Genomic DNA, 22,912 nt, shown 5'->3' with positions numbered 1-22,912 from the left:
TATTTATAATTAGGGCTCTTACAGCCTCAAATTAAGTAACTCTTCTATAAAGAACTCACTTCCACCAATTGTACCATAAAACGTACTAGGTTACCTTTAATTCCCGAAGTAAATTCTAATTTTTGAGCCTTCTTTCACTTTAGCTCCAGCTTCTGGGGATTGTTTAATTACTTTCTCCCCGTCTCCACTTATATCAAGCTTCAAATCGACGAGTTGTGTCTGTAAGTCTTTCTTTTTCATACCAATTAAATTCGGAACTTCCACAGTTGGTGTATCGCCCCATTTATATTCTCTCTCAACTTGTTCTTTTCTCGGTTTCACTCCCATAACAGGAAGTGCATCCCGAAGAATATTCCCAACAATTGGAGCTGCTACTACTCCACCAAATTGCGTTACACCTTTCGGATTATCAACAGCAACATAGACAACAATCTCCGGATCATCCGCTGGAGCAAAACCGATAAAAGATACTATATAATTATTCTCTAAATATTTACCATCTTTCACCTTTTGAGCCGTACCTGTTTTTCCACCTACACGATACCCATCAATGAAAGCACCTTTACCAGATCCCTTTGCTACAACATTCTCTAATGCATACCGAACTTTTTCTGAAGTTTCCTTGGAAATAACTTTTCTTTTTTTCACAGGTGTCTTTTTACTTACAACTTGATTATTTTTCGGATCAATAAATTCCTTAGCTATATACGGTTGATACAATGTCCCACCATTTACAGCCGCTGCTACTGCTGCTACTTGTTGAATTGGTGTTACAGAAACTCCTTGACCAAATGAAGTAGTTGCTTGCTCGACTGGACCAACTTTATCTAAATTAAATAAAATCCCACTACCTTCACCTTGCAAATCAATTCCGGTTTTCTGTCCAAAGCCGAAATTACGAATGTATTTAAACAATCGGTCTTTACCAAGACGATCACCAAGTTCAATAAATCCTGGGTTACATGAGTTTTGAACTACTTCTAAAAACGTTTGGCTACCATGGCCTCCTGCTTTCCAGCATTTCAATCTCGCTCCACCCACTTCAGCTGCTCCATCATCATAAAACGTATCTTTCTCTAAGTCTACTAAATTTTCATTTAAAGCTGCCGCTAACGTAATGATCTTAAATGTTGAACCAGGCTCATACGTACTCCATACTGGTAAATTTCTATTATACACTTCTGGAGATACACTTTGAAAATCTGCTGGATCAAAACTCGGCCGACTCGACATACCTAAAATTTCACCATTTTTCGGATTCATTGCAATCGCAATCATACCATCTGGATTATATGTCGACTCTGCAATATTCATTTCTCTTTCCATAATTCTATTAATACGCGCATCAATTGTTAAGCCTAAATTCAAACCAGCTTCTGGTTTTTTGAAATCATCGCCAACATTAGGCATCCTTTGTCCTTTTGCATCTGCAAAAAAACGCACATGACCTTCATCACCATTTAGCTCTTTATCATAATATTTTTCAAGCCCCATAAGACCTTGGTTATCACTACCTGCAAACCCTAATACGTGTGATAAAAAGTTACCAAATGGATAGTACCGGATAGAGTCCTCTGCGATATAAACACCTTTCAAACTTAATCCTCGTACCTCTTTCGCTTTATCATGTGATATTTTTCTTCCGCCTTTATCTAACCTTACAATCGATTCTTTTTTTGTAATTCTCTTATAAATCTCATCTTTTTCCACACCTAATACTGCAGCTAACTTCTCTGCAGTCTCTGCTGGTTTTTCAATTTGCCTCGGTACAACAAAGACAGTTGGGGCACTTTTATTCGTAGCAAGTTCCACACCATTTCGGTCTAAAATCTTCCCACGTTCAGGTTCAAAAGTAATATTACGACTCCACGAATCCTTCGCACGATCCGTTAACATATTCCCAAGAAAAAATTGTACATATCCAAGACGAATATCGATGATAGTGAAAATAAGTATACCTGATATGAGTATAAAAATAAGTCGTTTTCTAACTGTTACATTTGATACACGCATATTGGAACAAGCCTCCCTTACGCCTAGCTTGTTCCAATATATGCTTGTACTTATTTAATTAGAACTTCTTCTCTTTTACCATTACTGTTTTTCTGCTTCTTGTTGTGGTTCAAGTGGCGGTACAAGTGTTACACCTAACTCTGTGCCAGGTTGCAACAATGTTCCTTCTGCCACACTTTGTTCAGTTACGTATCCGGTACCAGTAGGTTTTAGGTTAAGCTTTAATGTTTTCGCTAAATTCATAACATCACGCAGTGCCCAACCTTGTATATTTGGCATTGTAGGTTTATCTCCTACTAAGAAGACTCGGTCACCCTTCAATGTTTGCTCAGTCGCTTTCGGCACTTGTTGCTGTACTTTCCCTTCACCTAATACAATTGGACGAAGTTTTGCTTTATCAATTGCTTTTTTCGCTTCTTCCATCGTTTTTCCGGTTACTTCTGGAACAGCAGTTTGCTGCTCTTTCACATATTTCTTCGGATCTTTCACTTCATTCGGCTTAATCTTTAAATACTCTAAACTATTTTTGGTTACATATTTAAAAATATCAGCTAAAGGCTGTGCACCATTCTCATCATCTTTCAATTTCGGCTGTTTAACAGCTACATACACAACAAGTTGCGGATCGTCCATAGGTGCCATCCCTAAGAATGAGAATATATAATTCTCTCTTCCCGTCATATATCCACCTTTTCCATCCGGAATTTGCGCTGTTCCTGTTTTACCACCAACTGAATATCCATCGACTTTATAAGCAGTTCCTGTTCCTTTCGGAGATGTAACAACGCGTTCTAATAACTGTCTTACTTGCGCTGCTGTTTCTTTTGTAACAGGTTTTCCCACTTCCTCTGGCTTATGTTCTAATTTTACTTCCCCTGTTATTGGATCTACAATTTTATCAATTGTATATGGCTTCATCATTTTCCCATCATTTGCAATAGCAGTTGCAGCTTGCACAAGCTGAATTGGTGTTACAGTAGAACCTTGTCCAAAAGCTGTTGTTACTTGCTGTATTTGCTGATCGAATACAATGGTATTTGAACCTTCACCAGGTAAATCAATATTCGTTTTTTCATCTAATCCAAAGCTATGAATATATTTTCGGAAACGTTCTGGACCAAGTTTTTGATCCCCTAAAATTGCAAACGCTACGTTGGAAGAACGCTCTACCCCTTCATCAAACGTGATAGATCCCCATCCAGCACCACCGTTATGGTCTTTTATTTTCCGGTTTCCGACTTGATATGTACCAGACTGATAATAATCTTGTCCCTTGTACACACCTTCATTAATGGCTGCTGCTAGTGTGAAAATTTTCATTGTTGATCCAGGTTCAAATGCATTTGAAATAGCATCATTGAAAAAATATTTAATTTGACGATCATTTGGATCATAACTAGGTTTACTAGACATCGCTAATATTTTCCCTGTTTTCGGATCCGCAACAATCCCTATTAAACTTTCTGGTTCATAATGTTTACTCGCTTCTTTCATTGCATCTTCTAAATAACTTTGAATACGTTGATCTATCGTTAAATAAGCGTTATCTCCATTTTTAGGTGCCTTTACGTTCACTTTTCCACCATCTAGAGATACACCCTTACGATCCCCTGTATAAGCTACTTTCCCGTTAGAAGCACTTAAATATTTATCCAAACTTTGTTCTAAGCCAAATTGACCTACCGAGGTTCCCTTTTCATTCGGCTTCGCATGACCTATAACGTAAGATGCAAAATCACCGTTTGGATACACTCTTGCATTTTCAGTAATAAAAGATATTCCCGGTAATTTCAATGCTTCTATTTGTTCTTTCTGTTCTTTCGTCAAATCTTTACCTAGTGTTCCAAATTCGACTTGATTTTTATCTTTTTTATTTAACGTGGCTAAAATCTTCTCTTCGTCTTTTCCGAGTACTCCCGCAATTTTCTTTGCAGTATCCTCTTTATTTTCAACATGATTCGCACCTTTTAATTCCGCTACAAGTTTATAAGAGTTTGCATCTTGCGCTAATACATGACCATTTTGATCATAAATCGTCCCGCGATTTGCTTCCAGAACTCCTGTTTTACTATGTTTCTGCTGCGCAAGTTTATCCAAATCCTGATTATGCACTGTTCCTGTCGCTTGTATGTAAAAAAATCGGGCTAATAACAGCAAAAAGAGCAGGAGGAATAAAATCATAAAATACCCTGCTCCCTTATTGGTATGAAATTTAGTCATATTTCTCTTCATTTTCCCTTCACACCTATTGCCTTATTTGAGGCCCTTCACATTATTCGCATTAATTTCTAGGCCATGTTTTTTTGCAACTTCAGCGATTCGTTCATAGCGACTTAACTTCTCTACTTCAGCCTGTAACTCTTGATTTTCTTTTTGCTGCTGTACAATATTTTGTTCTATCGTCGCAGCTTCTACATTAACTTGGTAAAGGCCTGCTTTATTTCCAATAAACGCTACACAGGCATACAATAAAAAGCCAATAAATGCTACATACAACAGTTTTTCGATTCTTGTAATCTTCGCTTTAGCTTTTGGCTGAACCATCTGCTGTGGGGGTGTTTGAATCTGTATCTCCTCTTGCGCTTGTTGTTTGTACTTTACAGCTAAGTTACTCATACCTCTCTCCCCTTTTTATCGTTTTTCAGCGATTCTCAATTTCGCAGAACGCGCTCGATTATTTTCTTCTAACTCTATATCAGAAGGTAAAATCGGTTTTCTTGTAATAAGCTTTAATTTCGGCTTAAATTCATCAGGAATAATTGGTAATCCTGGTGGTAATTGTGGCGTTGTACTATTTCGCTTAAACGTCGTTTTACAAATACGGTCTTCTAAAGAATGGAATGTTATAACACTAACCCTTCCACCTGGCTTGACCATCTCAATTGCAGATTCCAACGCTTCTTCAAATACTTTCAACTCATCATTTACAGCAATACGGATTGCTTGGAACACTCGCTTCGCAGGATGCCCCCCTGTTCTACGAGCAGGAGCTGGAATACCCTCTTTAATTAGTTCTACTAATTCTCCTGTCGTTTCAATAGCTTTATTCTCACGATACGCTTCAATTTTTCTTGCTATTTGTTTTGAAAATTTCTCTTCACCATACTGGAAGAAAATTCTTACAAGCTGTTCATATGACCAGCTATTTACAACATCATATGCTGTTAATGGGGCATCTTGATCCATCCGCATATCTAACGGTGCATCATGATGATAACTAAAGCCACGCTCTGGTGTATCTAATTGTGGGGATGAGACACCTAAATCAAATAAAATACCATCTACTTCTGTTATACCTAATTCCTGTAATTTTTCAGATAAATAACGGAAATTACTCTTTACTGTTATGAACTGCTCACCGTATGAAGAGAATTTTTCTTTCGCATTTTGAATTGCTATCTCATCTTGATCAAATGCGATTAATTTTCCGCCGTCAGTTAGTTGGGATAATAAATAAGAACTATGTCCTCCTCCCCCCAGTGTACAATCTACATATGTACCACCTGGCTTTATATCTAAGCCGTCTACTGTTTCCTTCAAAAGCACTGTTACGTGTTTAAACATTGTTGCACCTACTCTTTTTCCAATTAATTATGTTGAATGCATCTCCTCCCCTAAACGCATATTTCACGATTAGAGAACGAAATACTATGAAAGAACGACTCATTTAACTTGCCTACAAAGGCAGCATACTATACAAATCGCTATTTTCTTTTATTATATACTAAATTTTATCATCTTTTGCGGGAATTTAAATAAAAAACTGTCGAAAAAGATAATAATACGTTTACATTTTGTGCTATTTTGTCATATATTTAAGTATCCTGCATAATTACGACATTCAGCGTTTTTTCAGATTGATAATTCAGAAAAATTTCACTTCACAGTAAATTCAACAGAATAAAAATAAAATCCTGCTCCTAAGAGCAAGATTCTATAGTTTTATAACATGATGTTTTCCGTCCCAAGAAAACGGGTTTTCCATTACACGATCAACGAAATCCAAACCGAACTGATTTAAATAGTAACATATATTCCACACACGCTCTTGCGGCGCTCCTAATGGACGAAGCGCAAATTGTATGCGACGGAACTTATTTAGCTGCACTTCATATTTTTTCTCAACATTTTTTTTCAACATTCTTTCCAACAGTTCAATTTGTTCATTAATTTTGAATTCATTTTTCCCTGCAAACGCACTTAATCCAGGATCTATTTTCTTTACAAACTGTTGTAATGACGTATGAATATCAATTATTTCTTTTTTCGCCTCTACAAATCGATCATCTATCGGTTCCTCTATTTGATTAGATAACCAGTTTTCACGCAAATTATCTACGTTATTAAAAAACGGATCACTAACTTGCAATTGTAAATCGTATAAATCTGTCGCTACATCCCTCTCTATATAAGTGATCGTAATACGCGGAACGACAGGCGGCATTTGGAAACCGATCGTATGGAAAACTTGTTGCAATTCACTCCAGTAAGCTAATTCCCCTGGTCCTCCAATAAACGCGAGCGTAGGAAATACATACTCTTGCATAAGAGGGCGCGTTACAACATTATTACTAAAGCGTTCCGGACTTCTTTCCATCTCTTCCATCAATTCCTCATATGAAAAGGAGTACGCCCCATCCTTTCCAACAAACTTCCCTTGATCGTCTTCAAGTAATATTCGCTCATTATCAATTTCCATGAATATATGTACTGCATTAGACTTTGTTTCAATAATCGGTTTATATCCTAATTCTTTAATTACTTCCTGTTGATTATGAAGCCCCTCTTGCACTTCTTTATATTTACCTATAAGTTGCTTGAAAAACGGCACTTCTAATCTTCTTAATTCAGGGTGATGCGAATCGACAAGAATTAAACCAGAATTAACGAACATTTTCATAATAAGATGGCCAAAGAAATCTACATACGTATTCGATTTCCCCAAAGAATCATCAATAAATTGCAGTACATCCTTTGTAAAATTCGTTTCAGGGTATGTTTTAAAAATTTCTTCAATCCACTTTCTACAGTCTTCCAAAGAAAGCTCGGACTCTGAAGCACTCGCCTTTTTCGGATTACGATCATGAAAAATAGTCTTTTTTATTTTTTTATTCTTCGTTACAAAAGTATGATTAATTTCATCCATATCATGGTCTTCACCAGCAATCCAGAAAACAGGAACAACTTTAACACCTAAACTTTCTTCCTTTTCCCTCGCAAGCTGTAAAACTGAAATGATTTTATGAATTGTATAAAGTGGTCCAGTTAATAACCCAGCTTGTTGTCCAGCTATAACAACATATGTATTTTCATCTCCAAGCGCTTTTACATTTTGAATCGTAGCTTCTCCCGCTTGTAATTTTGTATTATATTCTAATAAATGCGCTACTAAATCTTGGCGGAAAAACTCCCTCTCACGCAAATCATGTACACGCTGTTTAAAAGCATCTTCTGTTAACATATAGTCAAAACACGACTGTATCTCTTTTTTACCGTTCATATAGTCCGCTACAACACCTTGTTGCGGAACAGAGATTTCTTTTATCTCCATATAATTCTTCCTTTCGTATCCTGTTCTCTCACCAATCCACATTGTAGTCAATGTTTCACGTAAAAGCAAAGAATTACACTTATACTTTTACTTCTAATCCTTTTATTGCATCGAACAAAAATTGAAGTGTCGGAACGGATCGTTGCTGTTTCTTAGCTTCTTCTAATACATATCCAACAATCGCACCAATTTCCGTTTGTCTATTCGCTCTTACATCTGCCAGCATAGATGATGTATTATGCGACGTTCTTTCACATACGTGGCGTACCATTTTCCATACCATTTCTTTTTCTTCTTTAACAAGAAAAGCGACTTCCTGAAATACTTGCTCCATCAATCGATAAAAAAACGGGTTCGTAATCAACTCTCCGTTCTGGACTTGTAATAATGCTGTCAATGGATTGATACATACATTAACTACTAATTTTTTGTGCATGACATCCTTCCAATCATCTTCTATTTGAATCGGAAAATGAGGAAAAGGAAAGCAATTAAATATTTTTTCAAAATGTATAGACCGGCCGTGCACGATTCCAAACTTCGTCACACCTATCCCCGTATGATAGACGGTATGTCTTTCTTCTTTTTTTGCACCATGCTCTACAATCCCCACTGCAATATTTTCATTCCCTATTTTCTGCATAGCATGAAGGTGCGACATTCCGTTTTGCAAAAAGATTAATGAGGATTCCCCTCGCACAAAAGGTAGTATGTCAGTTATATGATATTGCTTAACAGCAATAAATATATAGTCTAGCTTCTGGTCTCGCATATTTTCTATTGGCAAAACAGACGGGAATACCGTTTCACGTTTTCCCTCCCTCATACAAGTTACACCCGTTACATTCAATTCCTCAGCCTGTTTAGCTGTCCTTGTAAACAACGTAACATCTTGCTTACTTTTTTGTAAATAAAATGCATACAATAGACCGATTGCTCCTGGTCCCACAACTCCGATTTTCATTTTCACACAAGGAACTCATATGAACAAGAAACATAAGTCCCTTTTCCCTCCCCTTTTTATCCCGCAAACGCCAGATTGGTGCGGAATAATAATTAATTAAAGGTGAACCAATCCCACCGATTAAAGTTTCACTTTATCTTCCTCAATTACATTAACACAGTCGACAATTTCATTACCAAATGCAGCCCCTTCTTTCAATATGTATATACTACCTATCAATGTGCTTCTACTCTTAGTTTAGCAAATCCTCAAAAAAATAATAAAAGAAATATACTATCTTCTTCATAAATATAAAAAAATGAGTTATAATATTATTATAAATATTTTTACTTTTCTGCATTCAACGAGACAAGAAAAGGATGTGATGTTATGGGATTCCCAAAAGTTGAGCGCTTGCTCATCAATTATAAAACATTAGACGAATTTAAAAAATTTAAAGGTTGCGGAGCTCAAGAACTATCCATGTTAGAAGAATTACAAGCAAACATTATTGAAAACGATAGTGAATCTCCATTTTACGGTATTTATTATGGCGGATCACTAATTGCACGTATGAGTCTATACATGAAAAGGAACGGCGGAGAACCATTCGAAATTACAGGTACTTACCTAGAACTCTATAAACTTGAAGTGTTACCAACATTCCAAAAACAAGGATTCGGAGAAATGCTTGTAAATTATGCGAAGGGGCTGCAGTTCCCAATTAAAACGATCGCACGTATCCATTCAGCTGGTTTTTGGGATAAATTAAATTTCCATCCTGTATCAGTACCTGATGGTGATTTTTATGTTTGGAACCCAGAAACAAATTTGAATACGGTTACAAACGAAGAGTCTGCATAAGAAATAAAAAAAACAGCTACATAGCAGCTGTTTTTTTATTTCTTTAACTTCTCCAATTTCCCATTCGAACGAGCGCTATTTCTTTCTGCTACCATTACACTTCTTTTTTGATCGATATAATCAAGCAATGTTCTATATTCTTCCTCATATACTGATAACCGCTCCAAAAGACTCTCTCTCTCTGTTTGTAACGATTCAATTTGCTGTTGCAACACCATTAAAGAATTTTCATCTTTATAATTTTGTAAGAAATCAATAACATCATTCAATGTAATTGACGTAGGCTCTAATACCTTTGTCTCTTTCACTTCATAATTTTCTACTTTACGTAGTTGCTTCGCTTCTTCAATACGTTCTTTGTATTGCTTTCTAACGTAAGAATTCCATCTAAAGCCACATGCTGCTGGTGTACGAGATAAATGTCTTCCCACTTCTTTAAAGGCAGATAATTGCGTTCCACCTTCTCGAATATGCCGGAGTACTACTTCTGCCAGAAGCAAATCTTCATCATCAGTCCAAGCATCTTGTCTTGTTGTCGCCATCTCTCTAGTCCTCCCTATGCATTTTTTATTAAGCATATGCAGTTACTAGAAAAGATAGAATACAACAAATAAAGAATAAGACAAAAAAAAATAAACGCAGAAGATATCTTCTACGTTTATTTTCCCGCAATTACTTGCTGATTACTTCTTTACCTTTGTAAGTACCGCATGCTTTACATACACGGTGAGCTAATTTCGCTTCACCACAGCTTGGGCACTCTACCATACCAGGTACTGATAATTTGAAATGCGTACGACGCTTTCTTTTTACTGTTTTAGAAGTTCTTCTAAAAGGTACAGCCATTCTTCCCACCTCCTTAAAAGAAATAGTTATTTTCATATGAAGGCCTGAACCAGTCTTCCGATTATTTGTCAAAAAACTTTGCAAGTCCTGCTAATCTTGGATCAACAGTCTTTTCTTTGTTTTCTTCCGAAATCACTTGCCAGTCTTGACCTTGCATCGGTGCTCCACCAGAAACATCATCACTGAAAATTTGCATTGGAATCTCCAAAAGTATATTTTCCTTGATTACGGGCAGTAAGTCAAGTACTTCTCCTTCTAAACAATGAATTTCAGCTTCAGTTTCAAATTCTTCTTGTGAAGTTTGGAACACCTCAGTTGTTTTAATGTCAAATGGTAATGTCACATCTACTAAAGAGCGAGAACATGGTAAAACCATGCTTCCAGTTATATGTAGATGGAACGTAAACTTACCGGAGCCAAAATCAACTCTTCCTGTTACATGAACAGGATTAATTTCACGAATATCTTTCTCGACCTCTTTTAGCTCACTTACATCTACCATCTCATCCAATGTCAATCCTTTATTTCTCAATTTATTCAATTGATGGATGGACCATTTCATATCATATCACCTCAAGGCAACAAACAAAATTATAGCTAGCCATTTTATATTTGTCAATGTTTTTTCTTTACACTATAATGAAGTCATCATAGTAAATATTATATAGAGTATCACGTTTTTCAAAAAGATGCTACATCGAAAGGAGAGATTACCATAAAAGCCAGTGGTATTGTTGTTGAATATAACCCTTTTCATAACGGTCATGATTATCATGTGCAACAAACAAAAAAGTTAACACACTCTGATATTACAATCGCTGTTATGAGTGGCCCTTTTTTACAGCGTGGTGAGCCGGCACTCATATCCAAATGGTATCGCACCAAAATGGCCTTATCATGCGGTGTAGACCTCGTTGTAGAGCTTCCATATGCCTTTTCAACACAAAAGGCTGAAACCTTTGCAAATGGCGCTATTTCTATTTTAAACGCCTTACACGTTTCTGAAATTTGTTTCGGTAGTGAAGATGGACAAATCGAAAATTTTTATAACACCATCTCTGTGCAAAAAAATGAAGAAGAGACTTTTAATCGTCTTGTAAAGCAATTTATGAACGCAGGTAATAGTTACGCAAAAGCTACATCTGAAGCTTTCCTACACATTTTACCTTCTGAAAAAAACATAGACATGTCACAACCAAATAATATTTTAGGTTTCCAATACATGAAAGCAATCCTCTCACAAAATAGTTCTATACAAGCACAAACGATAAAAAGATTCGCATCTCATTATCATGATGAAACATTTAACGACCAACATATTGCAAGCGCAACAAGTATTCGCAAACAACTTTTTAGCGAAAATAGTTCCTTTGCAGCAATTGAGCCTTTTATCCCAGAAGCGACTGCTTCTCTTTTAGCATGTTACAAGCAAAACTACGGGATATTGCATAATTGGGAACAATACTTTTCATTTTTCAAATACAAACTCATGACGATGTCTCCAGAGAACTTACGACATATATATGAAATAGAAGAAGGTTTAGAGCATCGTATTTTATCAAAAATCCAAACCAGTTTCTCCTTCCATTCATTCATGGAAGCATTAAAAACGAAGCGTTATACGTGGACTAGATTACAAAGAGCTTGTACACATATTTTAACAAATACAACAAAAGAAGAAATACATAGCGCAAATATAGAGCAGCATGCACCGTATATTCGTCTACTAGGCATGTCACAAAAAGGACAAACTTACCTTTCAAAAAACAAGAAAAAAATAGAGCTTCCCATCCTTACCCATACAAAAACATTTGACCATCCTACTTTACATATAGAGCGAAAAGCCAATTCTGTATATTTCTCCATCATGCAAGAACCATTACGAACACAACTACTAAAACAAGATGCAACACATCATCCAATTCGTTATGATGAAACAACTGCAAAATTCCTATAAAAAACCTCTCTTTTTCAGAGAGGTTTATTTTTTCTCGCCCATTTTCTCCAAATACATTAATGCATCTTCCAGTGTATCAACTGGCACAACTTTCATTTTTGTTTTAATATCTTTCGCAGCCTCAAGCGCATCTTTATAATTCGATTTCTCCGCACCTTTTTCATTTGGTGCAAAGAACACTTCGGCACCAGCATCACTTGCAGCGACCACTTTTTGCTGAATACCACCAATCGGGCCAATTTCTCCCTTTTCATTAATCGTACCTGTTCCAGCTATTTCATGCCCTTTTGTTAAATCCTCTTCCACAAGTTGATTATATATTTCTAGTGTAAACATTAGGCCTGCCGATGGTCCGCCTATTTCATGAGAATCAATTTTCACTTTCGGATCTACCACTAAGTCTCTTTCCGTAACGATAGAAACACCTATACCTACACGCCCATTTCCATTCGGAATGGTCTTTACATTTAAATTTTCTTTTAACTGTTTTCCATTCCTCTTGTACTCAATATTTACTGTATCTCCTTCTTTTTTCCCTGTCATATATTCAATAAATTGCTCCGTTTTTTCGAATGATTTTCCGTCTACACCTATGATAACATCCCCAAGTTTAAGCTTTCCTTCTGACGGCATCCCTTTCGCTACACCGGCAACCAATACTCCTTTATTTTCAAAAGAAACAGTACGATTTGCACGTTTATAAGCATTATAGATTGCTGCATTTTGCGAATCTTTCATTGCATAATTTTGGCGAAATTGATATTCTTCATCACTCTCACCTCTTTGCAATATTTCTTCCGCTTTCGAAATATGTGTATACTTATTAAACTGCGCTGCTATTAAATTCACCACGTTTGCCGGCCCCATTGAAACCGTAACAAGCATAAAATCACCAGATTCTTTTGTCCCCCCCTCAACTTGAACGTAAGGCTCTAATTTGGCAGCCATTCCTGGTTTTGTTACATAATACGGTAAACGTACGTAAACAAGTAACATCGCCAATATAACCCCTATTAAAATTGCATATATAAACCGAAAACGCTTAAACATTATATTTCTCCTTCCACTGCTCAATTAATAAATAAATATTTGCAACATGTTTTTCCGCTTCTATCTCACCAACTCGAATAATGTCTTCAATGTTTGTAAAAGCACGTGAACTAAATTGTTCTACAGCTGGTCGCATCATTAAATCCGATGCAATTTGTCTATTCATCACAAGCTCATGTTGCATAATTTCAATACTCTGCATAATTACATCATAAATAGACGTAACCTCTCCATTTACTTTAATTGGGGATACATCAACAGCAATGACAATATCAGCACCTAACTCTTTCACAACCGATACTGGAATACGATCAATCACTCCGCCATCCACCAATAATCTTCCATCTATTTTCTCTGGTACAAACACTCCAGGTACAGATATGCTAGCTCTTACCGCCTCTGCAACAGGACCACTTGTAAAAACTACTTTTTCCCCCTTCAAGATGTCAGTAGCCACAACAGCCGTCGGGATATCTAACTCTTCTAAATTTTTATTATATGTAAACATTTTAATCATATCTTTGACACGTTTTCCAGCAATAAATCCCATTTTCGGAACCGTAAAATCTAAATAATATTTCCTCTTAAATACATTTGCCAGTTTATACAGTCTTTCAACGTTAGAGCTAGCTGCATAAAATGTACCTACTAACGCCCCCATACTACTTCCTGCAATCATATGAATCGGTATACCATTTTCCCTTAAAACTTTTATAACACCAATATGAGCAAACCCTTTTGCGCCCCCAGATCCAAGAGCTAAACCAATTTTCGGTTCTTTCATTTTTCTCACCCTTTAATTTTTTTCATTCCTTTTTCATACTTATGGTCTAAATTCACCACGTATCCACGTATACTGAAATGAACGTTTTTGGGACAAAGGGGGATTTACTTACATGTATGAAAAATGGAAAACGGCTTTCCTTACCATATCAACATTGTTTTTAACCTTTTCTCTTGTACTCCACCCCCAAGCTGCTTTGCAAGCTTCCATTCGAGGGTTAAATATATGGTGGGAAGTTGTATTCCCTTCACTTTTACCGTTTTTCATCATTGCGGAACTTCTAATTAGTATTGGTGTTGTAAAATTTATAGGCGTTATATTAGAACCACTCATGCGACCACTTTTTCGCGTCCCAGGGATAGGCGGATTTGTTTGGGCAATGGGAATGGCTTCAGGATTCCCTGCTGGCGCCAAATTAAGCGCTAGACTGCGTAAAAGTAATCAGCTAACACAAATCGAAGCAGAGCGCCTCGTATCTTTTACAAACTCATCTAATCCACTTTTTATTTTCGGAGCTGTTTCTATCGGTTTTTTCAATAATCCGAAATTAGGAATCGTATTAGCTGCTGCACATTATTTAAGTAACTTTGCCGTCGGGTTACTGATGCGTTTTTACGGCAATAACAACATTTCCATGAATGATAAACATACTACTAAAAAACGTCCTTTTCAAAACCCTTTTTCAATCCTACACGAGACACGCATGCAAGAAAAAAGACCAATAGGAAAATTACTTGGGGACGCTATCGTTTCTTCTATTCAAACGTTACTTATGATTGGTGGATTTATTATTTTATTCTCTGTTTTAAATAAAATGATTACTGTATTTCATATTACAGCAGCCCTTTCTTTTATTATGCAACATATTTTATCATTCTTCCAATTAACTACCGAATTTAGTATTCCGATATTATCAGGCATTTTTGAAATGACACTCGGAAGCCAAATGATTAGTCAAATAAATGAAACACCCCTCCTGCAGCAAGCTATGGTAACAAGCTTTATTTTAGCATTTAGCGGCCTTTCTATTCAGGCACAAGTTGCTAGCATATTAGCTGAAACTGACATCCGATTTAAGCCCTATTTTTTCGCACGAATTATCCAAAGTATTCTTGCACCTATCTTTACTTTTATATTTTGGAAACCATTTTATGAAAAAGTAAGCTCTTTTTCACCTATGCAAAAAGATATCCCCGTATTTTTATCGAATTCTTCTTCTACACTGCATGAGATTTGGACATCTTTTGTACACTTTGGACCGATATTTACTTTATTTTGTTTATATGTATATGTTATCTTATTATTTTTTCGTAGCAACAAAGAAAAACCCCGTTCACTTTAACGGGGTTTGAAACTTTTCTTTTAAAGCACGTTCTACAACAGGAGGTACAAGATCTACTACGCTTCCTCCATATCTCGCAACTTCTTTCACAATGCTCGAGCTTAAAAATGAATATTGGTTGTTTGTCATAATAAAAAAGGTTTCAATGCTCTCATCTAATTTTCGATTCATAGAAGTAATTTGCATCTCATATTCAAAATCAGAAACCGCTCGTAACCCACGTAAAATCGCGTTTGCATTACGCATTTTCGCATACTCAACTAGTAGTCCACTATGTGAATCTACTTTTACATTCGGGATATCCTTTGTTGCTTCTCGAATTAAATCTAAGCGCTCTTCAACTGAAAAGAACGGTTTTTTTGACGAGTTGTTTAAAACTACTACGTATACCTCATCAAATACTTTTGCTCCCCTTTTAATAATATCCAGATGCCCAAGGGTAATTGGATCAAAACTTCCCGAAGAAATAGCTATACTAGTCATTCCGTCCCCTCACCTTCATACTTATAAATCGATATTGCTGTAATCCCATAATTTTCAGCTCTTACTTTTACAAGGCTCCCTATAGAATCAGGTAAAACCACATCATTACCATGCTCTGACATAATTAATCCATCTTTATGTAGCAATCCATGTTGATCCATCACACTAATTAAAGATACAATTTTTTGATCTTTATATGGAGGATCAATCAATATAAGATCGAATGATATTTCACGTTTTATAAGAGCCTTTACCGCACGTTCTGCATCATTTCGATATACTTCAGCTTGTTCCTGTATTCGACAACTTTCTAAATTTTGATGGATCACCTTTATTGCTTTATTATCTCGATCAACAAAAATTGCTTTATCAATCCCTCTACTTATAGCCTCGATTCCAAGACCACCACTACCACCAAATAAATCAAGAGCGATACCGCCATCAAAATAAGGGCCTATCATATTAAAAATTGATTCTTTTACTTTATCTGTCGTTGGACGTGTTGTATTACCTGGCACCGCTTTAAGTGGATGCCCTTTACATTTTCCTGAAACTACTCTCATCTGTTGTCACTACCTTTATTTCAATCTATCGAGCAAGTATAGAAAACCATTCTCCATTCGGTAACCGCTACCAAACTATACTATTCCATGAAGTTTCCCATTCATCTTTCAACTAACACTAAGAGAACTTTGGCTTAAAATAACCGCTCTGCATTTTTATGTATTCATCTCACCATTCGCTAACACGAACCCATTATGTATATTTGTCTCACTTTATCCCGCGTTAACGCCCGATTGGTGAAGGCTAATAATCAGCAGGGAATGCCCCACCGATTAAAGTTTCACTTTATCTTTTTTTATCCTATCATAAAATAAAAAAAAGAAAAATAAAAAGCCCAACATAAAATTTAATTTCATGATGTATATCTTCATTTAGATTGGACATAAATAATTATAACAACATCACCTTCGATGTTGTTGCCAACCGCGGAGAAGACTTACGTTTCCCCATAAGTTCTTCCTCCGGTTTCTCCTCTCCCTTTGCCTTCTTACTAGTACATGCTAGTATAAGAAGGGCCCTGCTTTGCAGGGTTTTTTTTCTTTGTCTACTTTTCATTTAAAAAGTGAGGTGGTACAGTAAAAGAAAGAGGAGGAAAAAATATGATTCAACGCTTTATAGAACTCGGAGAAGGCTACTCTGATTTATATGAATTACTTGAAATTGCCAAAGCAAATCAAGAACGTATAACACATATGTTACAATTTGAAACGATTAAAAATGAAAAAAAAGTGTGCTCACTTGTTGTAATATTAAAACCAACTACTACTGGTGATTTCCAACCATTATACATATGTCGTGAAGGCATTCCTGTACTTGAAAATAAAAAAAGTAAACGCGTCATTTTATTTGAAGAAACGGCAGAACAACTAGGAAGAAAAGTGACTACCTTTACGGTAAAACCATCCACAACTTTCCCAGAAAAAGAACTGTTTTTCAATCATTTAATTGGTATTTTACGAATGAATAATTTCATTCCTCCAATGAAATAAATTGTTATTTCAAGTGAAAAAATCCCCCGCTAAAATTAGCAGGGGATTTTTTCTATTAACTATAATCGTATTCTTTTGCCCGATCAGGACGTGAATTTTCAAATTCCGTTTTTAAATATGGGCGGTACGACTGTTCTATCTTCTTCACAAAAGGAAGTTTGTTCAACTTTTGCATCATATGCTCAATTTGTTCCATATCACAATATACTACTGCGTATTTTAAGCGTTTTGATATGTAATGTATGTTACCATATTTCCTTAAAATCTTGGCATGTTTCAATGAATGTAAATAAACAATCATACTTTGTCGTTGCCCGAACATAATCTTCTCCATCTTCTCCTTTTAAAAACATATATTTTATATTTTATGAAAACCAATCAGAAATTTATGACATTACAGGACAAACTCTGTATACGTTTTCTTCTATCTTCTAAAAAACGGGGTAAATTACCCCGTTTTACAGCCACAACCTCCGCCGGTACCACAACCGCCACCACAGCCACCAGCATCAAAAAATGGATTTCCTGTTGGAACTTTGATGGAAGAAGACACCTCAGAACCGATTGCTACACTAACTTCATCTAACAACTTTTGCAAAGCTGTTTCTACTCGTTTAAAAGCTGCAACCTTATCATGTAAGTCTACAGAACGCTTTAACTCCCTCATTTTCGTCGAAACGAAAGTATAATCAGGATGGTATTTACCGAAACGTTGCACTTCTTCATATCGTTCTTTCATCGCTGTAAATTGCTGAATTAACGTCTGAACTTCCATATCTTCATGCAATTCTTTATAACACTTACGATAGTCTTCTGCTATATCTGAACAGATAATCGCTTTTGCAAGCTGCTCTGCCTTATCTAATATCAATACGCTTTCCAGCGTCGCTACAATCATGAGAGACACCTCCGAGTATTCATCATACCACATTTAGAATAGAACTACTAATTGAAGTGTCTCACTAAACAGAAAGATATCACTCTAACTATTTTCCGTACAATCCCAGCACATACTTATACATTAATATGTTCGGCAATATTATATTTCAGAACATCCCATTTCCCACTATTTTCTTTCACATAACTAATACATGCATTCTTTAATGGTGTCTTAAACGAAATATCTTCCGGTGCAATTGCATGTAAAATTGCTTTTATCGCATGTGAATGAGCTACAATGATAATACGTTTGCCAGAATGAGTTTCTGCAACATCTTTTATAGCAGCAAAGCAACGAGTTACAATCTCTTCATCTTGCTCCATACCTTCTACTTTACCTTCTGCAATTAGCTCCCTAACAGTCGCAACCGGCTTCCCAGAAGCTTCGCCAAAATTACGTTCAACAAATCGCTCATCTAATAAAATCGATTGCAATCCTGCAGCTCCTGCAATTTCCTTAGCTGTTTCGTGCGCTCTAATTAATGGGCTACTTATAATTACATCCCATGCTTCCGCTTGCAAAGCAACTGCACTTTGACTTGCTTGCTTCTTTCCCACTTCATTAAGTGGAATATCTTCACGTCCCTGAATAATCTCTTGAAAATTCCAATCAGTTTGTCCATGTCGTACTAAACAAATTTCCGTCATGCTCATGCTGCAACTCCTTTTTAAATAATCCGCTTCTATTGTATCAAAAGTTCTGCATGACGGACATAGTTTTCCCTTCCAATTATGTTGTATTTTGCTGCTTCATATACTGAAACATATCGATCATAATGGAGGCAACTGCCAATTGGTTTTGAAATTTCTCAACTTTATCTGGTATCGTTTTTTTGAAATGCTGCATAGCCGCTAACTCAAATGCCTCTTTTTCTTCAGGGTTTCGCGTTAGTTTTCTATACCAGTACGGTTGCTCTCTAATATAGCGAGATAAATCCTCATCAGCCTTTATAAACTCCATAATTTCTGCTCTCATCCTCTTCCCCCCCTAATCCTTCTGAAAGAAAAATGGATTATTTTCGGAAGCACTCTCTTCTTGCCGCGCGGGCTTCCCTTGAAATTGTTGAATAACTTGTTGCACACTACCAATAGCACTCGTCACATTGGCTAAATGGTGTTGCATTTGTTCTACATCTAGCTTTTTAAAGAAAGAAAGCATTTGTCCCATCACATCAGCAGTTTTTTCCTCTTCAGTTCGATTATCCTTTTCTTTTTCTTTTTTATTTTCTTTTACCGAAGAAAAAGCAGGCGCTCCATCTGGTCTAAAAGTTGCCCATATCGGATCTTCTTCACCAAGTAAGTACCATTCCTCATAAAACTGTTGCCAAGTTTTGTGACCACTTCTAACCTCATGGACCATTTTAGGGTGATGGTTTACAAACTCTTTAAACTGTTGAACCGATGGATGTAACGGTCCTTTTGTTGTTGGCATAATCCTCACCTCTTCATGTATATCTACTATATAGTAAGAAAAAAAAGGCGCATGGTTCGCCTATTTTTAGACGATTCATGCACCTTTTTATCCTGCTATTTGCATAGGGTAAGATTCCAACCTACAATTCAGTGGATACGGAGTAAATAACCGGGAGATGTACATCCCTCTACTTACACAAAACTTTATTTTCGAATAAAGTTTTGTGTATAAAATTTATCGTATACCCCAACACCTAATCCTGTAAATTGTTCATTTAATAAATTCTTTCTATGACCTTCACTATTTAACCAACCTTGCACCGCCGCAATTCCATCGCTATGTTGCGCAGCTATATTCTCACCAGCAAGTTGAAATCCTACTTTCCCACGCTGTAAACGATCTCCTAACGTACCTAAAGCAGGTGAATCGTGCGAAAAGTAATTATTATCCTTCATGTCTTTACTATGACCGATAGCCACATCTGCTGTTTGTTGATCCCATGCTAACAACGGTAACTTATGACGACTTCGAATAATATTTGTTAAATCAAAAATTTGTTGCATATTCCCATTCTCTATTTGTTTCAATTTATCTGGAGTCAATGGTTGTTCTGCTAGTAATTCACCTGAATAAACAAGCTGATATGGTCTTTGGCGTAATAACGTTTCGTCATCCATATAACGAACACCAACAAGCTCATGTGTAAAATGATCAAAATATAATTGTGCCCAGCCATCTTCTACAGGTATTAATGGTTGTTCCATTACTTCGGTATCAGATAACTCAAATTGATAACTATTCTTCCCTCTTTTTAACGAAATCTCATGAGAGAGTGGATTCTTTTTATAAACATCTTCATACTTTTCATTTATATAATAAGGCGGCACCTTAACTTGCTCACCAGCAACATACGCCGTTACAACTTTTCGTTCAGCAACCCCAAATTGAACATACTGAGCTAAATCTTGATTGTATACCCACCATTCATATCCGTAAGCAGATGGCTCTATTCGAGAAGGTTCTCCCCATTTTGCTAATAAATTTTCAGAGTCCCCACCAATCATATTTAAAACAGTATCGGAAGGGTCTTCATTTACTTGTTTTTTCTTTTTCACAATTTTATTTTCTTGTTTTGATTCAGATGGGGTTAATATATATTGTGAAACGAGTAATTTCCCGTATAAATCAACAGCTAAAATTAAAAATGTAATCATTACGATACGCAATAATTTCTTCAATCGATATACCTCCTGCATAAAACATAAAATTGAGATATACACAAATCCTTTTCTTTCCTTTTTTGTGTGTACCGTACTCTTTTCACTATATCATATTTTCGTAAAAAAAAGTCTGGATTATCCCTTTTCTCTCAATACGAATTGCACTTTCTTATTATTCATACTATTATAAAAATAATGGTGTAACATTAAAAGAGGAGGTATTATATGCAATTTACAAATACGAAATTTAATGGGGCAGTCGTTGATTTAGCACTATTAACAGAGATTATGGAAAAGAACCATTTTGTACTTGCTGGACAGTGGGATTATGAACGGGTTACATACGATTATAAATTTGAAATATTAAACGATATTTATTATTTGCGTGTACAAGGTTTAGCTGTTGAAGGTGACATTGGTAGCAGACACGCTGAAATAAAGCTACTTACTCCCTTATTAGGTAAGCATTATTATCCTCACGGCGTTGAATACGGTGATGGTGAAACTTTCCCAACGAATGTACTTCAAAAAAGTGAACAACTCTTACAAAATATCGAAAAAGAGTTAAAAGAGTTCCAAATTATCGAGTAACCAAAAACGAGTGCATCATACTGATGCACTCGCTTTTTATTTCGTCTGCAAATAAGGCGGCAATTGTTGCAACTGCTCTTTATCCTTTTCACGCTCTCGACGCGCCCATCGAAAGAATACATACCCGATAATTGTACCATACACTATTTCCTGGACAATTTTCATAATGATGCCGCCTGTTTGTTGGTCTTGTACGACTGGCATCCAGTGTAAAAATTCTGGTCCAGTTATATTTAAATCTGATAAAGTTCCCGCTGGTACACATAGTTCCATCGCCTTCATCCAAGCAGCCGGATCTGTATACGTTGCAAATAACGGTGCAGTTGCAAAAATTATTAACGCACAAGCTGGCGTTAATAATATACCATTAGCAAACATATAACCAAGTTTCTTTATATCACTTAACGTTTGATATTCTGGTAATGGATTTAGCATCGGCCACCACATCATGATTGCCGTAAAGAACAATATAGCGAGACAAATAGGATGAGCAATTTGACTTTGTTTTACTGTATCAAAAACAACTGGTAAATGATAAAAAGAAAACAGGCCATTAAATACAAACAATGCAATAAGTGGCTTAGCAAATACCTTCAATATAATTTGAACGAACTTAAAAGAAGTAATATAACGATATAACCAAACTGGTATACCAAGTAACAATAACGGTGGAACTGCAATATACATGACTGCCATTTCAAACATATGTGCACTAAATATAATATGACCAATTAAATCAATAGGCCCTCCCTTTACAAAATACAAAAGAACAATCCCGGTCGTAAAATAAAAAATTTGCTTCTTACTTACCTTCGTCGCATGTTCAAATCGCATTCTATATGGCCCAATAATTAAAAAGTACCCAATAAGGATCGAAAGCATAAATAATAAAAAGATTGGACTCCATAGAGCTTGAAAACCAAATATCCACAAGTTACTCATTGTCACACCTACCTTCTTAAGGTTATCCTTTCACATAATATGAAGAGGGAGCTGTGACAACACAAGCTCCCTTATTTTTCACTTTTCAAATCCACACAATTGTCATAAAAGCTAAAATTGTAATTAACCCGATTAACAGACCAGAATAAAGAAAGAAACTAGCCGCTTCATGTCCTTTATGACTCATATGCATAAAATAATACAATTGAAAAATTACTTGTACCACTGCTAATAGTAAAATAAATGGTACTGAGAAAGTCGGACTAAAAGTTTTTGGATATGCTACTGCTACAAATGCAACTAATGTTAAAAAAATCATTAATGCAAACGTAATAACTTGATGCTTCATTTCCTCCGCACTTTTTCTCTTCCGATAAACAAGATCAACTTTAGGATTATTCGTTTGCTTTATCGCCATTG

26 protein-coding genes are annotated in these 22,912 nt (G+C 36.0%); 5 read left to right on the top strand and 21 right to left on the bottom strand.

Annotated features, from left to right (window positions below):
- Positions 1-96: 96 nt before the first annotated feature.
- From QCI44_RS08055 to panE, 6 genes are all read right to left on the bottom strand, one after another.
- Complete coding sequence (locus QCI44_RS08055) at positions 97-2,013, bottom strand: stage V sporulation protein D (protein WP_016086551.1); 1,917 nt, start codon at positions 2,011-2,013, stop codon at positions 97-99.
- A gap of 81 nt (positions 2,014-2,094) precedes the next feature.
- Positions 2,095-4,245, bottom strand: a complete 2,151-nt coding sequence (locus tag QCI44_RS08050; RefSeq protein WP_080117880.1) for a penicillin-binding protein — start codon at positions 4,243-4,245, stop codon at positions 2,095-2,097.
- A gap of 21 nt (positions 4,246-4,266) precedes the next feature.
- Positions 4,267-4,629 (bottom strand): cell division protein FtsL, encoded by a 363-nt coding sequence (gene ftsL, locus QCI44_RS08045; RefSeq protein WP_016086549.1) that lies wholly within the window; start codon positions 4,627-4,629, stop codon positions 4,267-4,269.
- 15 nt (positions 4,630-4,644) lie between these two features.
- Positions 4,645-5,577: a 16S rRNA (cytosine(1402)-N(4))-methyltransferase RsmH gene (rsmH, locus tag QCI44_RS08040; protein ID WP_016086548.1), complete on the bottom strand. Its 933-nt coding sequence runs from the start codon at positions 5,575-5,577 to the stop codon at positions 4,645-4,647.
- Between the two features lie 370 nt (positions 5,578-5,947).
- Positions 5,948-7,564 carry a bacillithiol biosynthesis cysteine-adding enzyme BshC gene (bshC, locus tag QCI44_RS08035; RefSeq protein WP_016135263.1) on the bottom strand — a complete coding sequence of 539 codons (1,617 nt, stop codon included), beginning with the start codon at positions 7,562-7,564 and terminating at the stop codon, positions 5,948-5,950.
- Between the two features lie 79 nt (positions 7,565-7,643).
- On the bottom strand, positions 7,644-8,534 hold the full coding sequence (gene panE / locus QCI44_RS08030; RefSeq protein ID WP_016086546.1) for a 2-dehydropantoate 2-reductase: 891 nt from the start codon (positions 8,532-8,534) through the stop codon (positions 7,644-7,646).
- 363 nt (positions 8,535-8,897) lie between these two features.
- On the opposite strand from panE, the gene QCI44_RS08025 reads away from it, so the two are divergent.
- Entirely contained in the window at positions 8,898-9,371 is a 474-nt protein-coding gene (locus tag QCI44_RS08025) for an N-acetyltransferase (RefSeq protein WP_016086545.1), read from the top strand.
- Between the two features lie 35 nt (positions 9,372-9,406).
- Here QCI44_RS08025 and QCI44_RS08020 read toward each other — a convergent pair whose 3' ends face one another.
- From QCI44_RS08020 to QCI44_RS08010, 3 genes are all read right to left on the bottom strand, one after another.
- Positions 9,407-9,913 carry an RsfA family transcriptional regulator gene (locus QCI44_RS08020; protein WP_016086544.1) on the bottom strand — a complete coding sequence of 169 codons (507 nt, stop codon included), beginning with the start codon at positions 9,911-9,913 and terminating at the stop codon, positions 9,407-9,409.
- A 130-nt stretch (positions 9,914-10,043) separates the two neighbouring features.
- Positions 10,044-10,217, bottom strand: a complete 174-nt coding sequence (rpmF, locus tag QCI44_RS08015) for a 50S ribosomal protein L32 (RefSeq protein ID WP_001984764.1) — start codon at positions 10,215-10,217, stop codon at positions 10,044-10,046.
- Between the two features lie 61 nt (positions 10,218-10,278).
- The gene (locus QCI44_RS08010; protein WP_000872144.1) at positions 10,279-10,779 is read right to left on the bottom strand and encodes a YceD family protein; all 501 of its coding nucleotides are present in this window, start codon (positions 10,777-10,779) and stop codon (positions 10,279-10,281) included.
- A gap of 153 nt (positions 10,780-10,932) precedes the next feature.
- Here QCI44_RS08010 and QCI44_RS08005 point away from each other — a divergent pair, with 153 nt between their 5' ends.
- Positions 10,933-12,174 carry a nucleotidyltransferase gene (locus QCI44_RS08005; protein WP_353811522.1) on the top strand — a complete coding sequence of 414 codons (1,242 nt, stop codon included), beginning with the start codon at positions 10,933-10,935 and terminating at the stop codon, positions 12,172-12,174.
- A 24-nt stretch (positions 12,175-12,198) separates the two neighbouring features.
- On the opposite strand, the gene QCI44_RS08000 is transcribed toward QCI44_RS08005, so the two are convergent.
- Both QCI44_RS08000 and QCI44_RS07995 read right to left on the bottom strand, forming a co-directional pair.
- Entirely contained in the window at positions 12,199-13,224 is a 1,026-nt protein-coding gene (locus QCI44_RS08000; protein ID WP_016086542.1) for a SepM family pheromone-processing serine protease, read from the bottom strand.
- Positions 13,217-14,008 (bottom strand): patatin-like phospholipase family protein, encoded by a 792-nt coding sequence (locus QCI44_RS07995; RefSeq protein WP_016086541.1) that lies wholly within the window; start codon positions 14,006-14,008, stop codon positions 13,217-13,219. The genes QCI44_RS08000 and QCI44_RS07995 overlap by 8 nt, the downstream gene beginning before the upstream one ends.
- Before the next feature lie 112 nt (positions 14,009-14,120).
- Here QCI44_RS07995 and ylbJ point away from each other — a divergent pair, with 112 nt between their 5' ends.
- Positions 14,121-15,350, top strand: coding sequence for a sporulation integral membrane protein YlbJ (gene ylbJ, locus QCI44_RS07990; RefSeq protein ID WP_353811068.1), 1,230 nt, complete (start codon positions 14,121-14,123; stop codon positions 15,348-15,350).
- On the opposite strand, the gene coaD is transcribed toward ylbJ, so the two are convergent.
- Both coaD and rsmD read right to left on the bottom strand, forming a co-directional pair.
- Positions 15,342-15,833, bottom strand: coding sequence for a pantetheine-phosphate adenylyltransferase (coaD, locus tag QCI44_RS07985; protein WP_016086539.1), 492 nt, complete (start codon positions 15,831-15,833; stop codon positions 15,342-15,344). The two genes, ylbJ and coaD, sit on opposite strands and share 9 nt — an antisense overlap.
- On the bottom strand, positions 15,830-16,396 hold the full coding sequence (gene rsmD, locus QCI44_RS07980) for a 16S rRNA (guanine(966)-N(2))-methyltransferase RsmD (protein WP_016086538.1): 567 nt from the start codon (positions 16,394-16,396) through the stop codon (positions 15,830-15,832). The genes coaD and rsmD overlap by 4 nt, the downstream gene beginning before the upstream one ends.
- A gap of 600 nt (positions 16,397-16,996) precedes the next feature.
- Between rsmD and QCI44_RS07975 the strand changes: the two genes are divergently transcribed.
- Positions 16,997-17,386: a DUF7147 family protein gene (locus tag QCI44_RS07975; protein WP_000616012.1), complete on the top strand. Its 390-nt coding sequence runs from the start codon at positions 16,997-16,999 to the stop codon at positions 17,384-17,386.
- Positions 17,387-17,441: 55 nt separating this feature from the next.
- Here QCI44_RS07975 and QCI44_RS07970 read toward each other — a convergent pair whose 3' ends face one another.
- From QCI44_RS07970 to QCI44_RS07945, 6 genes are all read right to left on the bottom strand, one after another.
- Complete coding sequence (locus QCI44_RS07970; RefSeq protein WP_002080814.1) at positions 17,442-17,708, bottom strand: YlbG family protein; 267 nt, start codon at positions 17,706-17,708, stop codon at positions 17,442-17,444.
- A 126-nt stretch (positions 17,709-17,834) separates the two neighbouring features.
- Positions 17,835-18,284, bottom strand: coding sequence for a YlbF/YmcA family competence regulator (locus tag QCI44_RS07965; protein ID WP_000634355.1), 450 nt, complete (start codon positions 18,282-18,284; stop codon positions 17,835-17,837).
- A gap of 116 nt (positions 18,285-18,400) precedes the next feature.
- Entirely contained in the window at positions 18,401-18,973 is a 573-nt protein-coding gene (locus tag QCI44_RS07960; protein WP_033657734.1) for a histidine phosphatase family protein, read from the bottom strand.
- Positions 18,974-19,055: 82 nt separating this feature from the next.
- Complete coding sequence (locus QCI44_RS07955) at positions 19,056-19,301, bottom strand: YlbE-like family protein (protein WP_001200991.1); 246 nt, start codon at positions 19,299-19,301, stop codon at positions 19,056-19,058.
- A gap of 12 nt (positions 19,302-19,313) precedes the next feature.
- Positions 19,314-19,757 (bottom strand): YlbD family protein, encoded by a 444-nt coding sequence (gene ylbD, locus QCI44_RS07950; protein ID WP_353811067.1) that lies wholly within the window; start codon positions 19,755-19,757, stop codon positions 19,314-19,316.
- A 185-nt stretch (positions 19,758-19,942) separates the two neighbouring features.
- Positions 19,943-20,977: a CAP domain-containing protein gene (locus QCI44_RS07945; RefSeq protein WP_016086536.1), complete on the bottom strand. Its 1,035-nt coding sequence runs from the start codon at positions 20,975-20,977 to the stop codon at positions 19,943-19,945.
- Positions 20,978-21,184: 207 nt separating this feature from the next.
- Here QCI44_RS07945 and QCI44_RS07940 point away from each other — a divergent pair, with 207 nt between their 5' ends.
- The gene (locus QCI44_RS07940) at positions 21,185-21,550 is read left to right on the top strand and encodes a YugN family protein (protein WP_016086535.1); all 366 of its coding nucleotides are present in this window, start codon (positions 21,185-21,187) and stop codon (positions 21,548-21,550) included.
- 36 nt (positions 21,551-21,586) lie between these two features.
- On the opposite strand, the gene ctaG is transcribed toward QCI44_RS07940, so the two are convergent.
- Positions 21,587-22,492 carry a cytochrome c oxidase assembly factor CtaG gene (gene ctaG / locus QCI44_RS07935; RefSeq protein ID WP_016086534.1) on the bottom strand — a complete coding sequence of 302 codons (906 nt, stop codon included), beginning with the start codon at positions 22,490-22,492 and terminating at the stop codon, positions 21,587-21,589.
- 85 nt (positions 22,493-22,577) lie between these two features.
- On the bottom strand, positions 22,578-22,910 hold the full coding sequence (ctaF, locus tag QCI44_RS07930; RefSeq protein ID WP_000985703.1) for a cytochrome c oxidase subunit IVB: 333 nt from the start codon (positions 22,908-22,910) through the stop codon (positions 22,578-22,580).
- Between the last annotated feature and the right edge of the window lie 2 nt (positions 22,911-22,912).

Origin of the sequence: Bacillus cereus group sp. RP37, from assembly GCF_040459695.1 — a bacterium.
Taxonomy (GTDB): domain Bacteria; phylum Bacillota; class Bacilli; order Bacillales; family Bacillaceae_G; genus Bacillus_A.
This window is presented reverse-complemented; position numbering and strand designations above follow the sequence as displayed.